Here is a 17,035-nt window from a genome sequence, read left to right on the forward strand (position 1 = left end):
CACTGCTTTTTGTTTGAGGATATACACTGTTATTCATTCTAACCGGCCATCATTTCTAAAACACTAAGGTACCTTAAAAAACTACCTATTCATTAATTTGTAAACAGGAACTCAGTTCTACTTCCCGTCTGATCGGCCCTGACTTCGAGTCTGACGTCTATACGTTCTTTCAGTTCAGGAACATGCGAGATAATACCAACTAAGCGGCCGCTGCTTTGAATATCCATTAATGCCTCAATTGCCTGATCCAAGGACTCAGGATCCAACGTACCAAAGCCTTCATCGATGAACATTGTTTCTAATGATACCCCGCCGGCATAATTTTGAACGACATCAGCCAGACCAAGTGCGAGCGATAATGAAGCTTTAAAGCTTTCGCCGCCTGATAAGGTTTTGACATGTCGTTCCTGACCCGTATACTGATCAAACACAAGCAATTCCAAACCACTTTGAGCATTCCCTTTGGAACGGTCTGTTTTTCTCAACAATTGGAAACGGCCAGAGGTCATTTTTCTTAGGCGTCCATTGGCTTCTCGTAAAATATCATCCAAGAATGATGCCAAAACGTATCGTTCAAAGGTAACCCGAAAGTTATTTTGGCCTTTGGCGATTTCATAAAGATGTCCAATTAACTTGTAACGTTCCTCCAGGACCTTCATTTGTTCATTCAAACTTTCCACACGGCTGTATATTTCTTCGTTATCCCGTTTTTTTACAAATAGATTCGTGTGTTGTTGATTAAGAGCCTCGATTTCGCTAGTAATTTTCGCTACCTCGAGCTTCAGTCCATCAACATCAGGTGTTTCCACGTCAATTAAACGATCCATTAATTCTTTCAAACGGTCAGAAACCGAACGTAACTCTTCACGATAACTGCGGATTGCTGTTTCAAGACTGTTAATTTCTTGTTCAGACCGTTTAGATTCAGCATAGGTGCCGTATTTTTCAAAGCCCTGCTCGGATAGTTTATGAACAAAGATTTCTCTTTCCGCGTCGAGTTCCTGTTTTTTAGTCGTGTGATGGTTCTGAGCATCTAGTAATCTCGCTGATTCATTTGACAGTTTTTCTTTAACCTGCTGTAAGCGCTGCTGGGCTTCTTCCAACTGTTTCACCAGCACTTCGTGTCGGTTTTTAGAAGCCAATAGGGCTTTTTCGTATTCCTCTTCTGAACGAAGATTCTCTGGAATAACGTTCATCATCCGTGAAAGATTGGTCATTTTTTCAGTGAATTGTACGGTTAAGTCATTGATCAGAACAGAAACCTGATGATTAGCGTTTTGTACATTTACTTTTTCAACTTCTCTTTTTTCAATTTCAATCTTAACTTTATCATGCTGCTTAATCTGGTCCGCAAGCTTTTCTTGAGTTTGGACAAGCTGGTTCTTAGCTGAAACGGCCTCCGTTTTAATAATAGCTAATTGATCGGCTGTAAAATCGGCTCGGAATGAACGTATTTCTCTAATGATTTCTTCAACAGCTTCCTTTTGTGCTGCTTCTATTGACTGACTTTGGTAAAAGGCAGCTTCATCTGCTGACTTTTCTTTTTCCCATTTGTCCCTTTGAGCCTTCGCTGCCTTCATTTCCTCTTCAGTTGGAATACTGTCATCATGTTGGCGGGCCGGGGATGGATGGTGCTCTGATCCACACACAGGACAGGCTTCACCCGATTGTAGCTTAGCGGCTAATATCGCAGCCTGCCCATGCATCCACTTACCCTCTAATTGTTCAACCATTGCTCTAGCATCTGTATATCTAGCAGAAGTATTATCATAGCGCGCAGTCATTGAACTTAGATTTTGTTCGGCTTTTTGATGACGAACCAGCAGCATTTCGTATTTTTCAAAACGATCAAGCTTAGACTTCAATTTATCTATTTTTCCTTCGTTTTCCAAATAGATGAGTTTCCCTTTTTCAATCTCTTCCTTTTGCTTTTTAAGGTTAGCTATTTGCGTGTCTAGTTGTTCGAGGATTGTTTCTGACTCACTTTGCTTTTGTTTCGCTGCTTTTAATTCAGCATCCTTCTTTTGTGTTTCTTTTAATAAAACAGCAAATGAATAGACATCCTCTCTCATATTGACTAATCTATTCACTTCAGCTAGGGCTGCCTGGCGTTCCTCTTCTCGTTCAAGCTCCTTTTGAAGATGGTGTTCATGCTGTTGTAAAAGTCCATTCAATTTCTCAATTTCTGTCAGTATCGATTTCAGATTTCCATCAAGTTGATCAACTTCGCGCTTTAAACGGTGACATAATTCTTCTTGTTTTGCTAAAAGGGCCGCCTTATGGGCACGTTGGACCTGCTTTTCTTTTTCGTTAAATACTTCTTCTTGAGATAAAAGGCTTGCCTTTTGCCCTTTTAACTCCTCTTGCATTTGCAGCTGTTTTAATAGTCCCTCTGCTTCAATAAGCTGGCCCTTAAGTTTGTCCTGTTCTAGTCTTTTTGCTTTTAATTGTAGGTTAAGTTGCTCTAACTCTTCACCCATACCCGCAATCTCGGTTTTTAGAAGCGGCATGATGATCGTATCATTCACACTATCTGCATTCAAATATTCACGTAGTTCTTCATTGGTGAATACTTGAATGCGGCGAATCTGTTCATTTCTTGCCTGGACCTGGTCCTCAACTGACTTTTTCAAGTCTGTTGCTTCAGCCTTTAGTTTCTCTTCGACCATTTTATATATTTGCGTGTGGAACAGCCGCTGTAAAATCACTTCTTTATCCTTACTATCTGAAGTAAGGAGTTTACGGAATTCTCCCTGGGGAATCATTAATATTTGCCGGAACTGATTCGCATCTATCAGCATAATTTCCTTAATTTTTTCCTCAACATCGCTGATTTTTGAGGCGAGCAGTTTCCTTTCGCCATTTTCTGTCCACATATATAGCTCAGCTTTTGCACCTATTTGTGTATAGCCTTCACCTTTGTCTTTCTTCTTCAACTGCTGCGGAGACCTTGTAATGGAATAAGCTTTATTACGAAGGGAAAAATCAAGAGAAACCTCGGTTAATAACTCATCTTTGGCAAACTGGCTGCGGAGATCGGGACCATTGCGATCCTCTCCACTCGCCTTTCCATAAATCGCATAACTGATTGCATCAAATATGGTGGTTTTTCCGGAACCGGTTTTTCCGGAAATAACAAACATCGTCCGATTTCCTAGTGACGTAAAGTCGATTTCTTCGTTTCCTGCATAAGGGCCGAAAGCTTGCATCGTCAGTTTTAACGGTTTCATTTCAACCCCTCCTCCGTTAGCACTTTTTCAATTACCTCTGTCATTGCTGCTTTTTTATCATGTGAAAATTCTGAGGTTGTCATTTCTGTGTAGAATTGTTCAAACAATTCCATCTCTGACTTTTTCTCACTTCGGATTGACGTGAATGATTGTTTTTTCTTCAAATCGGTTATATCTAGTTTTCGTTCAAGATGGAGGACATTTGGATACACTTGACGCAACTTGTTAATAGGATCAATTAAAGCTCCTTCATCCAATAGAGTGATTTTTAAATAATCGTCGACTGTTTCTTTTTCATAAAAATAAGGGTCAAGTAATTCTTCAAGATGCCCTTCTAATTCACGCATATCATGTTTAGGTGTAAGTGAGCGGTAGCGGTGCGTAAAATTACCTTTATCATCCATTTCAATAATTGAAATAGACTTATTTTGTATGGCTTCCGAGAATGAATATTTTAAGAGCGAACCTGAATATTTCACTTTTTTATGGTTAATGGCATCCGGACTGTGTAAGTGACCAAGTGCTGTATAAGAAAAGGGTTCAAACAATTCAGCACCAACACAACCAGAACCGCCTACAGATAAGACTCGTTCAGAATCAGACGTTTGCCCTCCTAATACAAAGGCATGTCCAACTAAAACATTGGGCTCGTTAGGATTAAGGTTTTCCTCCATTTTTCCAATCAGGGCTTTCATCGCTTCTTGATGGGAATGGATGGAATCATCCTCAAGTAATTGACGAACTACCCCTGGCTCAGCATAGGGAACAAGATAAAAATTTACACCATTTATACGCACTGGAGTAAAGCTGTTTGTTAATTTTCCTGATAAATAAAATTGGCTGTGCTTATACCAGGAGCTTCCAAAGGAAAGCCTTTCTGCACTATCATGGTTTCCGGCAATCGCCACAACCGGTGTTTTTAAATCCACATTAATTTTAAAGAGCATCTCATCGAGTAATTCCACCGCATCGGTAGGCGGTACCGAACGATCATATAAGTCCCCTGCAATGACAACAGCATCCGGCTTTTCTTCCGCAACGACTGCCACAAATTGCTCAAGTACTTCACGCTGATTCTCTGTCATGTAGACCCCATGAACTAGTTTTCCTAAATGCCAATCAGCTGTATGGATAAATTTCATCTGCTCACCCCTATTTATTATTCTGCATGTTTCCAATACTACTATTATAGCAAAACACAAATAGAAATGAGGGTGGAAATGCAAGCAGATTACTGGAATATTGGGTATTTTATACTAGATTGTAGATTCATAACGGTTCTTAACATGCAAAAAACAGCCCGGAACATTGTCCGGGCTGTTATAGTAGTTTACAATATTATTTTTTAGTTACGTTAGCAGCTTGTGGTCCACGAGCTCCTTCAACAACTTCGAAAGAAACTTCTTGACCTTCTTCTAAAGTTTTGAAACCTTCTGTTTGGATTGCAGAGTAATGAACGAATACGTCGTTACCATCTTCAGCTTCGATGAATCCAAAACCTTTTTCTGAGTTAAACCATTTTACTTTACCGTTTTTCATGAAAAAAAATCCTCCTATTGGCTTATACACGTAAGCCATGTGTAAATTCACCAAATTACAACGTGATAGCTTTACCTTCATTTCCTCATCCAAACATCGGTTAAAACTTTGAACAAGCTTGTAATATAAATCTAATCTCGTGCAACGGCTGACTAAATTTTAGCATTCTAATAGCTTAACTGTCAACAAAGGACAGGCCAATATAAACCTCTATGTTTCTACAATTCTCTCTTGTTTTGGATTATATTCGACAAAATTCGACATTCATTATAGCGTATGCATTTTATAAAAAAGAAAGTGTATTTTAGTGCAGTACCAGGAATTTCCATTAAATGTATAAACCCCGCTACCTATACAAAAAAACACTCGATCAAGCATTTTGTCTAAAAATATATTTTATAAAAACACTTGTTAGTTTATTAGGACCATGTTACAATAGCTAAGCGATGAGCTGAGTTGTGTAAGTCGAGAAACATTCCTTTTGGAGCACACTATGTGGAGTGTGGTTTTTCGCCTCAATACGCGAAGGACGTCTGTGTAAACAGGCGTCCTTTTATTTTTATTCGGTTAAAATTAGCACTTTTTTCCTAAATTTTTTATAATAGAGATAGGTTTGCCATTATATAAAATGGAGGGACAAGAATGAATAACCACGAAATTGATTATAAAATCTATGGGGATGACATGCAGTTTGTTGAGGTGGAATTGGATCCGCAAGAGACAGTCGTTGCAGAAGCTGGCAGCTTTATGATGATGGAAGATGACATACATATGGAGACTATTTTTGGTGATGGCAGCGGCGGAGGTAACGGAAGCGGCCTAATGGGGAAACTGTTTAGTGCTGGAAAGCGGGTGCTTACTGGTGAAAGCTTGTTTATGACAACCTTCACTAATAATGGTATGGGTAAGAAACGTGTTTCGTTTGCTTCACCATATCCTGGAAAAATTATTCCTATGGACTTAAGCCAGCTTGGCGGGAAAATAATCTGTCAAAAAGATGCCTTTCTTGCTGCAGCTAAAGGGGTTCAGGTTGGGATCGAATTCCAACGTAAAATTGGCGCAGGCTTCTTCGGAGGCGAAGGGTTTATCATGCAAAAGTTAGAAGGCGATGGGCTTGTTTTTGTTCATGCAGGTGGAACGATTATTAAGAAAGACCTCTTGCCAGGTCAGACCTTACGGGTTGATACAGGCTGCTTAGTGGCGATGACGAGTAATGTTAGTTACGATATTGAATTTGTAAAAGGGGTTAAAACAGCATTGTTTGGTGGTGAGGGCTTGTTTTTCGCTACCCTGCGCGGACCAGGTTCCGTGTGGATTCAATCATTGCCATTTAGCCGTCTTGCTAGCCGAGTCTTTGCAGCAGCACCTGCTCGCGGCGGGGCAAAAGATGAAGGAAGTATTGCTCGAGGCATTTTTGATATATTTAATGGGGATTGATTATGGAGCAGGATCATTTGATCCTGCTTTTTTGTGCGAGGAGGATATTTTGTAGATATATTCTAATTTTTGAGATATGTTCTAATTTTTTGTAGATAAACTTGATATTCTTTAGATATATCATTAAAAAGTGTAGATATATCATAAAATAACCATTCTCGAATCCCCTTGAAAAGCAAAAACCGAGCATCTGCCCGGTTTCCTTAGATAACAAGTATTAATTTACACCCTGAGCCTTATCCCAGGATCCTTGCATTTTACGAATCGTGACAATTTGACCAATATGATAGGCATTATGAAGTGCTAGAGAAGATAATGTCGTTATCCAGGAACTCTTGGATTCTGGATTAAAGAATTGGTCTAATTTATCGTCATCACATGTCTCAATCGTTTCATACCAAATGGACATCACAGAATTAAAACGATCAACTGTCTGCTGCCATCCTAATTCGCCTCTATTATAAAAAGTGGTGTGATTACTGCCTTCCAATTTTGGACCAGGAATGCCTTTAAATTTGTTTAAGCAGTATTCATTCCAAAACACGAGATGGTTTACCAGCTCCCAAATGGAATTGTCCGATTCTGATTTCTTCCATTTAGCTTGTTCCGGCGTCAGCCCTTCAACTGCACTTTGAAACGAAACAAACCAACCATTTCTGTTATGAGTAAATAAAAATTGTTCTAAAATTACATCTTTTCGGCTCATCGACAACTTTCCTCAAGTTTTATACTAAGATATATTTTAAAACCAAAACAAAATGCCTATTTTTTTGCTTTTGCCTGGTTTCCTGCGAATTTTCTCATCACTTTCTGCTCTACATTTTTTGAACAAATTCAAATTTTTCAGAGGAATATGTAATAGCTTTCGTATCTTTACCTTTTTTTTCTTTCTTTTTTACTGTCTTTATTCTATATAAATTCTCTTCTAGTTCCTTCTTAATAACATTCACGATGAAAATTACCACAAAGAATCCTGCCACTGGAGTTAAGATAGACCATGGGGCACGAAGAAATTCGCTAAAATTTTGACCGATTAAACCAGCCCATTCATTAGAAAGCGTAGCAGGCTTTGGTGGTTCATCGTACCCTAGAACCCCTGCCCTGTTTCTTCCTCCAAGAAACATGCCGAACAAACCAAGCTGCATCGTAATGTGGAGTGTGCTAATAAATTGCTGAACAGTAAATAAAATTCCGTAGGAACAGAGATAGGGCATCAATTGTTTTCTTACAATATGTAGTTTCCCTGCCCCCATTAACTGAGAACTTTGCACAAATGACGTTTTTAATAATTCATCGATTACATCTGAAGCGAATATCGTAACAGAAGGAAATCCGATAAATACAAGAATGATAATTTGATAGGTAACAATGGAAGATATGTCCACATCATTAAAATCACCCACAATCGGAATCATTAAAATGATGGCAATTAGGATCGATGGGACGTAACGAAACGTAAGAAAGAAGTCTTTCACATAACTTTTTAAGAAAGGCGCCCACACAGATAGGAAAATACCAAAAATACCCCCAAATAAAACTCTCAATAGAGCAACTCCAAATGCCGAGATTAATGTAAATTTTGCACCATAAAGGAGAAGCCAGTGCATATCCTCACCATTGCGATTGGTTCCCAGTAAATGCTTTTCTGACGGGGGAAACGGTGCCCTGTCAAGAATATCTCCTTGTTCATTTTTCACCAGCACCTGATGATTAAAGTCTTTTGGTCCATAAAAGGGATACAAAATACTCATGATTAAGAGGATCGTAAGCACTATGGAACCGATGATCGTTTTTTTATATTTTCTCATATACTTATTGGCTCCCTCCCTTTGATCACCCTAGAAATTAGCCATCCTGCTGCCTCCATTACCAATAGTGGAATCGATAACATCAATAAACTGAGAACTAGTGATGCGAAATCTCCGCCCATAAAAATAATCTTTAGAAATTGTTGATTAAACCCATTAATATTAAACAAAAATTCAACCAGATAAATGTTGGATAACAATACCCACACAATCGTGCGAAGCTGCATTAATAAGAGCGGTACAATGTTTCTCATGATATGGACAAGTAGTGTTCTAATCCGCCCAATCCCCTTTGCCTTGGCATAGAGGACATATTGCTGCGTTTGTTCCTCATTGATCACTTTGATGAGAAACTGCAACATTAAGAAAAAGGGAAGAAAAGAAACCGTCATGATTGGAACAAAATAGGGTTTATGACCAAATAACCCATACAGCTGTAAAAATTTTAAACCGGTAGAACTATATAGTGTGATCACAAAAAACTGAAATAAAAAGATTACTAATAAATCAGGAACTGCTTCGAAAAAATTGACCCCGCTTTTCAAACGATTTCTTACCTTTTCTGGAGAAAGAATAATCAAAACAGCGATAACTGTTGCAAGGAAAATAATTAAGATAAGGCTGGCAACGAGAATCGTCATCGTGTACTGATAGCTCTCAGCTATATCTAATTCCTTGAAAAACTCTAAGTAATGAATATCTTTAACATCCACTAATAATTGAAAATCTGACTTCACATTGATCCAGAGTGTTTTGTAATTAAACACCACATGATTCTTTCCAATTCCTAACAAGGATGGAAGATTAAAAATAAAGAGAAAGCCTGCAATTACTAATACAATTCTAATCAGAACACGAAAAAACGGTTTCATTCTTTCTCACCCACTAATTTATACTAAAAAATACAGTCCTTTCCCTTTGTACCATTTAATTGGTATTTTAGCAATATTCAAATTTGTTTAAAACAATTTTTTTATTCAATTGGCTGTGTTAAAATTGTCTGTTGATTCGCGCTCCAGGCGCTTCAATCAAACTTAGTTAGAAAATCAACAATGACCTCTAAAATAGCCAAACAAATAAAAGACGATTCGAAATTCCGAATCGTCTTTCAACTACTTAATATCCAACTTCCTAAGTTCAGAAAACGTCCGCTCCCTTTTAAGATTATATGATTGCCATGGCAAACTTTCAGCTGCTGCTTCCTGTTTTCTCTCTAAGAGAATGGTTTTTAATTCAGGTATATTCTTATCTTTTTCATATAAGTCGATTAATCCTAAAACCCCTGTATAGGACAAACTATTGAGGTAGTGAACATCAATTTTGCCGCTCAGTTCGTAACGGGTCATATTTTCATTTACGACGATCTTATCCAGATCAATCACAGTAATCGTTGTATAGTAGATTAGTGAAGAAATAAAATAAAAGTGAAATAGTGAGAGTTTCTCTACCCAAATTTTCACTAGAGTGTACGTAAAAATAACGACCAGAAATATCATAAACGAATGGACTAGCACTCTTGTGAACGTAAATCCATATGCGTCTTCGTACATACTTAACCTTAGGAATGCGGAACTAAGCATGATAGAACTCGCGAGGACGAGGATGGTTAGCATAATTTGTGTTGCTCTTTGCATAAATCTAGCAGCACGATTTACAAAGGTTAACACGACGATAGTTATGGATAGATTGATCAGAGTAACAAACAGGAGTTCAAAAAACCCATTTCGAGCATATTCTGCATAGGTAAAGTCCGCTTGTAATGTACCGCTGAAGAAATACCTAAATTGGACGAGTGTAAACAATAGATACACGGCATTTATTAAAACTAGAACCGTAATAGAAATAATCCCATCGATTCTAAATGTCTCTTCGTTTGTTTGCAGTTTTATCACGTTAAAATGTCTGCCATATAGGATTTGCATAAAGCCAAAGAAAGTTCCAGTTAAGAAAAGAATAATCATTAATCTAATGATCCGCTCAGCATTAATGACTTGGAACCATTGTGGAATGCCGCCTATTAATTGTTCAAACTGAGAGTCTGCCGATATGAGTAAGTTCAACACAACAAATAGGATTGGCAGTGAGATCGCAATTCCGAGACCCACCTTTTTCCATATTAATAATTTGTCTTCGTGGACTCCTTGTTTTAAACTCTTTCCTATCAAATTTACGAAACCGATATTAAATTTTAGTGATTGCAGGATGCGTGTCAAGATTAACGTTATAAAAGCAGGCTTATTCCATTTAATATTTTCCGGAATCGTGATTAACGCTAAATGAAAGATAACCAACCCCGGAATCACCATGATATTTAGAGCATAAAAAAGTTTGTTGTTATTTATGACGTAACTAGCTGAAAGGAGCCAAATACAACAAAGAATCAAGTATCCTAAACGTTGATGGGAAAAACGAAAGCGGCGGTAGCGCCACATAAACACCGCGTAAAAAGCAGCAATAAATACGAAGTAGGAGATCCCTATCTCACTGCGAAAAAATGCTTCTTCACCCAAAATTCCAAGCAGTAAACATAAGAATAAAAAGATCCAAGCACCTTTGCCTATTTTTGTTTCTATTTTCGTTTCCATTTTCATCCCTCTTTTACTTAGATTTTCTATATATATAGTTTTACTAGGTATATATGCAAAAAAAATGCTTATACCGAAGCTTTTCTCCCCCACCGATAGCCAATCCAACTGATTGGATAAAGGATGATGGTAAAAATGATACAAGCAATAATAAACGTTTTGGTCAATAATGGGGCAAACCAAGCATGCGGGATGATTTCAAATACCGTCAAGACCATTAATAATAAATTAGGAATAAGTGATAGTAAAAACGTCCTATTAAGAAGCACTCTTCCATTATGACCAAATCCCTTTCCAATTTCATATCCTAATAAGGCCCAGAAAAACATATATATAAAAGCAATTAATGTTGGTATCGCAGTTAACTGATTCCATGCAACCGCAAGCCATTCCCATTGATAGACATTGTGGGCCAAAGTAAGTAAGCTGCCTCCTCCGAAAAAAAGAACATTTAAAAGGATAAACAGCCATTTCATATTACTGGGGGTGACAGAAAATTCTTCTCTCCATATTTGGACAATCTCCTCAGGACTGCCAAGGCGGTATACAAGTAGTTCATATATTGCAGCCTCGTCCTGACATTCCGATTCAATCAGAATTTCATCGATATGAGATTCATATTCACGGAGAATTTCTTTTTTATCTAACTGGTTTCCTAATCCCTTTGCCAGCTCTTCAAGAAACCTATTCTTCGGCCGTTCCATGCTTCGATCTCCCTATCACTTTGTTCATCACTTTAACAAAGTCTTGCCATTCACGGGTTTTTTCACCCAATAATTCTTTTCCTGCTTTTGTAATTTTATAATACTTCCGTGCTGGACCCTTTTCCTGCTCCTGCCAATAACACTCTATATACTCTTGTTTTTCAAGCTTGTGAAGTGCAGGATACAAGGTTCCTTCTTTAACACTTAAATCATTATCACTGCGCTGCTCTAGTTCTTTCACTAATTCATAGCCATACATATCCCGCTCGTTTAATAACTGAAGAAGGATTAATGATGTACTGCCTTTGACTAATTCACGGTTAAACATTTTATCACCTACCTAGATTTATTAGGTACATAGAAATTCTATATCAAAACCATGTCATTGTAAAGAACCTTAAAAAAATTAGTGACGATTTTCATCGCCACTAATCAGTTCTTCCCCTATTTTACCCTGCCATTATTTCTCAACACTTTAATGTTTTGGTCGCGCTCGCCTCCATCAGATAATTCCTCTGAAAACTCATGTTTTGCAGCATCTCCTACTAATTCGCCCTGCTTGATGGTCCTCGGTGCTAAATTGTTATTGGGTGCTGCTTGTTCATTCCATTTTCCCATTAAAATCACCTCGATAAATAGTATTTGATTTTTCCTGCAACTTATCCGAACAATAAAAAACTGCACCTCCAATTGTTAGTTCGTGTCCAACAATTGGGATGCAGTTCAATTCAAACTAGATAACCATTTTTTTATTATCATGCAATTGTAATTCTTGTGTTCCTGTATCGTCTACTTCACGGTTCTTTTTAATTCTAAAATGATAAATTAAATAACAAGCTACGACAAACGGAACTCCAAGGTAAAGAGCTAAACGTTGTTCTGAATCAAATGCTAAACTTCCAAGAACAATACAATTTAATGTTAATGCGAGTATCGGCAGCGCCGGATAGAGTGGAGTTCTGAACTTAAGTTCTTCTAACTTCCCGCCTTCACGGATAAATTTTCTACGGAAAGCAATTTGCGATGCTGTGATCGAGATCCAACCAACTTGAGCACCTAATCCCGCGATAGAAAGGAGCCAAACAAAAACCGTTTCTTCAGCAAAGAATCCTGACAATAGTGATAATAAAGCAATTCCAATGGTCAAAATTAGCGCGTTGATTGGTACACCTTGTTTATTAACTTTCGCAAGTGCAGGTCGCGTCATTTTCTCTTTAGACATCGCATATAGCATCCGTGTGGCAGCATATAGTCCGGAGTTTGCAACAGAAAGTAATGCGGTTAGGATAACAAAGTTCATAATGTCAGCTGCATACGGAATACCAATACTGTCAAAAACAACAACAAATGGACTTTCCACTACTCCAGCTTGTTTCATAGGGATTAAGCTAGCTAACACGAAAATTGCTAAAACAAAGAAAAATAATGTCCGCCAAACTGTTTGTTTGATTGATTTCGGAATCGTTTTTTCTGGTTCTTCACTCTCACCAGCCGCGATCCCGATTAATTCTGTTCCTTGAAACGAAAAGTTAACAGCAATCATGGTAATAATGAGGGCCGTAAATCCATGTGGTAATAACCCATGTGCTGTGAAATTTGAGAAAAATGGCGCTGGTTGTCCACCTTTTAAGTGAATTAAACCAAACATCGCCGCTCCTCCAAGAACGATAAAGGCAATAATGGCGAAGATTTTAATACTTGAAAACCAAAATTCAGTTTCACCAAACGCACGAGCAGAGAGGGCATTGAGTGAAAATAATACGACAGCAAAAATTGCACACCACATCCAGATCGGCGAATCAGGAAACCATCTTTGCATGAGCTGTCCTGCAGATAATAATTCCAATGCCACAGTTACAGACCAACCTAACCAGTATAGCCAGCCAAGCGCGAATCCCGTACCAGGCCCAATGAATTTCGTCGTATACGTTTGAAATGAACCAGAAACCGGCATCGCAACAGATAATTCACCGAGACATAGCATGGTTAAAAACATGATAAAACCGCCGACTATATAAGAAAGAATCGCACCAGTCGGCCCTGCCTGGCTTATCGTATAACCTGAACCTAAGAAAAGACCTGATCCGATTACCCCGCCTAATGAGATCATAAATAAATGTCTCGCCTTCATCGTCCGTTTTAATTCATGATTTGAACTGTTTTCCTGTAAATTCATTACATTTCCCCCTTCTCCCCTAAAACAAGGAATACGCTTTCAAACCTTTCAATACTAAAATAATAGGATAATTATTTTGCAAAAAGGCAAGTGTAGAAAAAACCTTCGCATTAGAAATTATATGAAAATAGTAGTCTATTAACAACAGAAAAATAATTTCTAAATTATCACTATATTTTTAAAATAATTAAATGCAAGTTTCATGCCAAACTTGATTTACCCAGATTATGAACATTATTTGAACATTATAGCAAAATATGTTTGCATGCACAAAAAAATTTTGCGCCTATACTGCAAAATTACATTTACCATGAAAAGGGATAGTTATATTTTTCAAAATCGACCAAATAAAGGTCAGCTATTGCCAATGCCAATTTTCTTTGCAAAATTCTCTCTTTTTTTATAAAACTGCAAAACTATTTTGCATTATTACGTTTTATTTGGTTAAATAGGTGCATAAAGGATTAATAAAAGGGAATGAATGAGGATGGAGAAAACAAATCATACAGTGAGTTATTTACAATATGTAAATCGGATGTATAAGCGAATCTTAGACGAAGTAGATGTAGGTGTCCATGCCGTAGATGAAACAGGGAAAACGATTATTTATAATAAAAAAATGATGCAAATGGAGTCTATGGATCATCAAGATGTTATTGATAAAAACCTTCTAGATGTATTTATGTTTAAAGACGACCAATCTAGTACACTTGTAAAAGCGCTGCAAGAAGGCAAAGAAACGATTAACGTAAAACAAACTTATTTTAATAACAAAGGCCGTGAAATTACGACCATTAACAATACTATTCCAATTTATCAATATGAAAAACTTCAAGGCGCTGTCGAAATTTCCAAGGATGTAACGAAGCTGGAGCGACTTATGAAAGGCAATATGAATAAGGGGTCTACTCGATACACGTTTGATAAAATCATTGGAGACAGCCCAGCTATTCAAGAAGTCATAGAATCTGCTAAGCGCGCAACCCGAACCTCTTCCTATGTTTTAATCGTTGGAGATACAGGTACTGGGAAGGAACTTTTTGCTCAAAGTATTCACAACGGGAGTAATCGTTTATCTGCTCCGTTTATTTCACAAAACTGCGCCGCATTACCAGATAATCTAATTGAAAGTCTTTTGTTTGGAACAAAGCGGGGTGCGTTTACGGGGGCTGTCGATACCCCAGGCTTATTTGAGCAGGCGAATGGTGGTACCCTGCTTCTTGATGAGATTAACTCTTTGAATCTTAATCTTCAGGCAAAATTACTTCGAGTTCTTCAAGAAAAAACGATTAGGCGAATCGGTGATACGAAGGATACACCCGTTGATGTTCGAGTCATCGCTAACATGAATGAAGATCCGATCGATGCAATTGCTAATGATCGAATGCGTAAAGACTTATACTATCGACTAGGAGTCGTTACCATCTTTGTACCATCTCTTAAAGACCGGAAAGAAGATATTCCCTTATTAGTCCAGCATTTTATCCAAAAATACAATGAGTTGTTTCAGATGAATGTAAAAGGGTTGACTGAGGAGGTTCGACAGTCTTTCTTTGAATATGACTGGCTTGGGAATGTTCGGGAACTTGAACATATAATTGAAGCAGCTATGAACATTATGATCGATGAAGAATGGATTTCCTATTCCCATTTACCTTATCAATATCGAAGCAAAATGCAAATGAAAGAGAGAATGATCCCACTTTCTACAGTTGATACCTTTATCAAGGAAAATTCGGAAGCAGCGGTACCGCTAAAATATCAAATGGAATTATTTGAAAAATCCTATATTGATCATGTATTATCTAGAAATGATTTTAATATCTCTCGGACTGCTAATCTCCTTGGGCTTAGTAGACAAAGCTTACAGTATCGGATGAAGAAATTGAACATTACCGGAAAATAAGATTTAACCAAACGCGCGGAAAGCTATTTTAGCTTTCTGTTTTTTTTATTATCTAGCACAAAACCAAGTGATTTCACATAAAATTATTATAGAAAAGTAATGTAGTTTGATAAATGGAATCTCTTATTCCACTGAATTCCCTATAAGCAATAAAATAATACAAGCATAATAATTCCATTTTTTCTCCATACTAAGAAGAAAAAAGATGAGGTGAATAAAATGGGACTACTCAACTCTTTTAACCAATGGAAAGAGACAAAATACCAAAATCATATCACTAATATGAAAGATCAAGGCAAATGTCCTGATTGTCATGGCCGCGGTTATACCGTATACCCTTATAATGAATTTGCCTATTTCAATTCATTTGAATGCCCAGGATGTCAAGGCACAGGTCAATATGCAGACTGGGAAGAAATGCAGTAATTTTATCCGAATCTATCCCTTTCAAAAAAATGAAAATCCCTCCATTATTTCCGTTTATTCGGTTAATGAAGGGATTCTTATTTCATATATGGCATCAGTTTATTTGGAAAATTCACAACTTACTTTTTAGATTCGTTTCTTAAGTTGACTTTGATAAGTTTTTGACGTCCTTACTTCAACCGTTAGTGACCCTCCGTTTACAATTGCTTTTAATATTAAAGGTACACCCGTTGTATTTTTAAATCTAAAATCTTTACCTCCATAAGAAACAGTCGCATCTCTTCCTTTTGGCACGTAACCAACTGTTAAGGAATGATGGTGTTTTTCGATATATTGTACGGCCAGTTGATCGATGGCATTATACATAGTAGAAGAAGTTTGACAGATTCCCCCACCATAACCTTCAACTAATTTCCCGTAATTTATCTCTGGTGCTTTTTGATATCCGTGTTCGGCATCACTCGGGCCAACTGTTGTATTATAGGAGAAAGAATCATTCGTTCCAAGGATGATATTATTTATCGCCTTAGCTGATAGTTCAATATTTTTAGTTCTTCCTACAGTACCACTATTAAAATAGGTGGTATATGAAGCTACTACGACATCATCTAATTCGGAAGCCTCCTCAGCTTGATATCCACTTGCATTCATATATAAAGGTAATTCTACATTGCCGCCTTTTTCTGATACCAACATAATCTTTTCGGCCAACTCATCTTCTTCAAGGATTTGTTGCGGAGTACCTTTGATAATCGTACCATCTTCAGCCAGTTTATCAAGAACCATTCGTTTGTCGTAACCAGGTTTCGATTGGGTTCCACGAGCTAATTCTCTTGTTATTTTCGCTATTTCAACTTTATAATTGTCAGGATTTGTTATGTACCCTAGATCTTTAGTATTAAAAGTTTTAACAACGTTTTTCGTACTCGGGTCAACAATATTGACATAAACAGGCCTTGCTTCTTCCCGCTTCCGTTCTTCTTCTCGTTTCTTTGCTTCTGCCAGTTTCTTTTCTTCTTGTAGTTTTTTCTCTTTTTCGATTTTTTCCTGCTGTTCCGCTGCTTTTGCTTCTTTTTCTTTTGCAGTTTGTACCGTACATCCAGTTCCAATTAAACACACTGCCACTAGTAGTGAAATTACCCAATTTCGCTTTGCCATTTTCTCCCACTTTACTCCTTTTTGTATAGCCTTATGCCCTTTTATAAGGTTAGACGATATCGTATG

At 37.5% G+C, this 17,035-nt stretch carries 15 protein-coding genes; 3 read left to right on the forward strand and 12 right to left on the reverse strand.

The window, feature by feature from the left end:
• Positions 1-92 precede the first annotated feature (92 nt).
• The 3 genes from KW850_RS05545 to KW850_RS05555 all read right to left on the reverse strand — a co-directional run bounded on the left by KW850_RS05545 (position 93) and on the right by KW850_RS05555 (position 4,769).
• Positions 93-3,230 carry an AAA family ATPase gene (locus KW850_RS05545; RefSeq protein ID WP_218346561.1) on the reverse strand — a complete coding sequence of 1,046 codons (3,138 nt, stop codon included), beginning with the start codon at positions 3,228-3,230 and terminating at the stop codon, positions 93-95.
• Positions 3,227-4,372, reverse strand: a complete 1,146-nt coding sequence (locus KW850_RS05550; protein ID WP_218346562.1) for an exonuclease SbcCD subunit D — start codon at positions 4,370-4,372, stop codon at positions 3,227-3,229. The genes KW850_RS05545 and KW850_RS05550 overlap by 4 nt, the downstream gene beginning before the upstream one ends.
• A 196-nt stretch (positions 4,373-4,568) precedes the next feature.
• Positions 4,569-4,769: a cold-shock protein gene (locus KW850_RS05555; protein ID WP_007083969.1), complete on the reverse strand. Its 201-nt coding sequence runs from the start codon at positions 4,767-4,769 to the stop codon at positions 4,569-4,571.
• Between the two features lie 642 nt (positions 4,770-5,411).
• Between KW850_RS05555 and KW850_RS05560 the strand changes: the two genes are divergently transcribed.
• A complete protein-coding gene (locus KW850_RS05560) occupies positions 5,412-6,206 on the forward strand; it encodes a TIGR00266 family protein (RefSeq protein WP_218346563.1) in 795 nt (264 codons plus the stop codon).
• A gap of 217 nt (positions 6,207-6,423) precedes the next feature.
• On the opposite strand, the gene KW850_RS05565 is transcribed toward KW850_RS05560, so the two are convergent.
• The 8 genes from KW850_RS05565 to KW850_RS05600 all read right to left on the reverse strand — a co-directional run bounded on the left by KW850_RS05565 (position 6,424) and on the right by KW850_RS05600 (position 13,479).
• Positions 6,424-6,912 (reverse strand): DinB family protein, encoded by a 489-nt coding sequence (locus KW850_RS05565; protein WP_218346564.1) that lies wholly within the window; start codon positions 6,910-6,912, stop codon positions 6,424-6,426.
• A gap of 109 nt (positions 6,913-7,021) precedes the next feature.
• Complete coding sequence (locus tag KW850_RS05570) at positions 7,022-8,014, reverse strand: ABC transporter permease (protein WP_218346565.1); 993 nt, start codon at positions 8,012-8,014, stop codon at positions 7,022-7,024.
• Positions 8,011-8,886, reverse strand: coding sequence for an ABC transporter permease subunit (locus KW850_RS05575; protein ID WP_218346566.1), 876 nt, complete (start codon positions 8,884-8,886; stop codon positions 8,011-8,013). Before KW850_RS05575 ends, KW850_RS05570 begins: the two co-directional genes overlap by 4 nt.
• Positions 8,887-9,126: 240 nt before the next feature.
• Positions 9,127-10,599 (reverse strand): DUF4153 domain-containing protein, encoded by a 1,473-nt coding sequence (locus tag KW850_RS05580; RefSeq protein WP_256358096.1) that lies wholly within the window; start codon positions 10,597-10,599, stop codon positions 9,127-9,129.
• Between the two features lie 68 nt (positions 10,600-10,667).
• Positions 10,668-11,303, reverse strand: coding sequence for a DUF1700 domain-containing protein (locus KW850_RS05585; protein ID WP_218346567.1), 636 nt, complete (start codon positions 11,301-11,303; stop codon positions 10,668-10,670).
• Positions 11,284-11,631, reverse strand: a complete 348-nt coding sequence (locus KW850_RS05590; RefSeq protein WP_026566891.1) for a PadR family transcriptional regulator — start codon at positions 11,629-11,631, stop codon at positions 11,284-11,286. The genes KW850_RS05585 and KW850_RS05590 overlap by 20 nt, the downstream gene beginning before the upstream one ends.
• 116 nt (positions 11,632-11,747) lie before the next feature.
• Positions 11,748-11,921: a hypothetical protein gene (locus KW850_RS05595; protein ID WP_218346568.1), complete on the reverse strand. Its 174-nt coding sequence runs from the start codon at positions 11,919-11,921 to the stop codon at positions 11,748-11,750.
• A gap of 115 nt (positions 11,922-12,036) precedes the next feature.
• Complete coding sequence (locus KW850_RS05600; protein ID WP_218346569.1) at positions 12,037-13,479, reverse strand: amino acid permease; 1,443 nt, start codon at positions 13,477-13,479, stop codon at positions 12,037-12,039.
• Positions 13,480-13,966: 487 nt separating this feature from the next.
• Here KW850_RS05600 and KW850_RS05605 point away from each other — a divergent pair, with 487 nt between their 5' ends.
• Together KW850_RS05605 and KW850_RS05610 are read left to right on the forward strand one after the other, a co-directional pair.
• Positions 13,967-15,385: a sigma-54 interaction domain-containing protein gene (locus KW850_RS05605; RefSeq protein WP_218346570.1), complete on the forward strand. Its 1,419-nt coding sequence runs from the start codon at positions 13,967-13,969 to the stop codon at positions 15,383-15,385.
• Between the two features lie 219 nt (positions 15,386-15,604).
• Positions 15,605-15,811 (forward strand): DnaJ-like cysteine-rich domain-containing protein, encoded by a 207-nt coding sequence (locus tag KW850_RS05610; protein WP_218346571.1) that lies wholly within the window; start codon positions 15,605-15,607, stop codon positions 15,809-15,811.
• A gap of 126 nt (positions 15,812-15,937) precedes the next feature.
• Here the strand turns inward: KW850_RS05610 and KW850_RS05615 are convergent, their stop codons facing one another.
• On the reverse strand, positions 15,938-16,969 hold the full coding sequence (locus tag KW850_RS05615) for a VanW family protein (protein WP_218346572.1): 1,032 nt from the start codon (positions 16,967-16,969) through the stop codon (positions 15,938-15,940).
• Between the last annotated feature and the right edge of the window lie 66 nt (positions 16,970-17,035).

The sequence above is a fragment of the Bacillus sp. sid0103 genome (assembly GCF_019219025.1).

Coding starts and splice junctions, on each gene's coding strand:
- KW850_RS05545 (WP_218346561.1), bottom strand. CDS start 3,230: ATGAAACCGTTAAAACTGACGATGCAAGCTTTCGGCCCTTATGCAGGA.
- KW850_RS05550 (WP_218346562.1), bottom strand. CDS start 4,372: ATGAAATTTATCCATACAGCTGATTGGCATTTAGGAAAACTAGTTCAT.
- KW850_RS05555 (WP_007083969.1), bottom strand. CDS start 4,769: ATGAAAAACGGTAAAGTAAAATGGTTTAACTCAGAAAAAGGTTTTGGA.
- KW850_RS05560 (WP_218346563.1), top strand. CDS start 5,412: ATGAATAACCACGAAATTGATTATAAAATCTATGGGGATGACATGCAG.
- KW850_RS05565 (WP_218346564.1), bottom strand. CDS start 6,912: ATGAGCCGAAAAGATGTAATTTTAGAACAATTTTTATTTACTCATAAC.
- KW850_RS05570 (WP_218346565.1), bottom strand. CDS start 8,014: ATGAGAAAATATAAAAAAACGATCATCGGTTCCATAGTGCTTACGATC.
- KW850_RS05575 (WP_218346566.1), bottom strand. CDS start 8,886: ATGAAACCGTTTTTTCGTGTTCTGATTAGAATTGTATTAGTAATTGCA.
- KW850_RS05580 (WP_256358096.1), bottom strand. CDS start 10,599: ATGGAAACGAAAATAGAAACAAAAATAGGCAAAGGTGCTTGGATCTTT.
- KW850_RS05585 (WP_218346567.1), bottom strand. CDS start 11,303: ATGGAACGGCCGAAGAATAGGTTTCTTGAAGAGCTGGCAAAGGGATTA.
- KW850_RS05590 (WP_026566891.1), bottom strand. CDS start 11,631: ATGTTTAACCGTGAATTAGTCAAAGGCAGTACATCATTAATCCTTCTT.
- KW850_RS05595 (WP_218346568.1), bottom strand. CDS start 11,921: ATGGGAAAATGGAATGAACAAGCAGCACCCAATAACAATTTAGCACCG.
- KW850_RS05600 (WP_218346569.1), bottom strand. CDS start 13,479: ATGAATTTACAGGAAAACAGTTCAAATCATGAATTAAAACGGACGATG.
- KW850_RS05605 (WP_218346570.1), top strand. CDS start 13,967: ATGGAGAAAACAAATCATACAGTGAGTTATTTACAATATGTAAATCGG.
- KW850_RS05610 (WP_218346571.1), top strand. CDS start 15,605: ATGGGACTACTCAACTCTTTTAACCAATGGAAAGAGACAAAATACCAA.
- KW850_RS05615 (WP_218346572.1), bottom strand. CDS start 16,969: ATGGCAAAGCGAAATTGGGTAATTTCACTACTAGTGGCAGTGTGTTTA.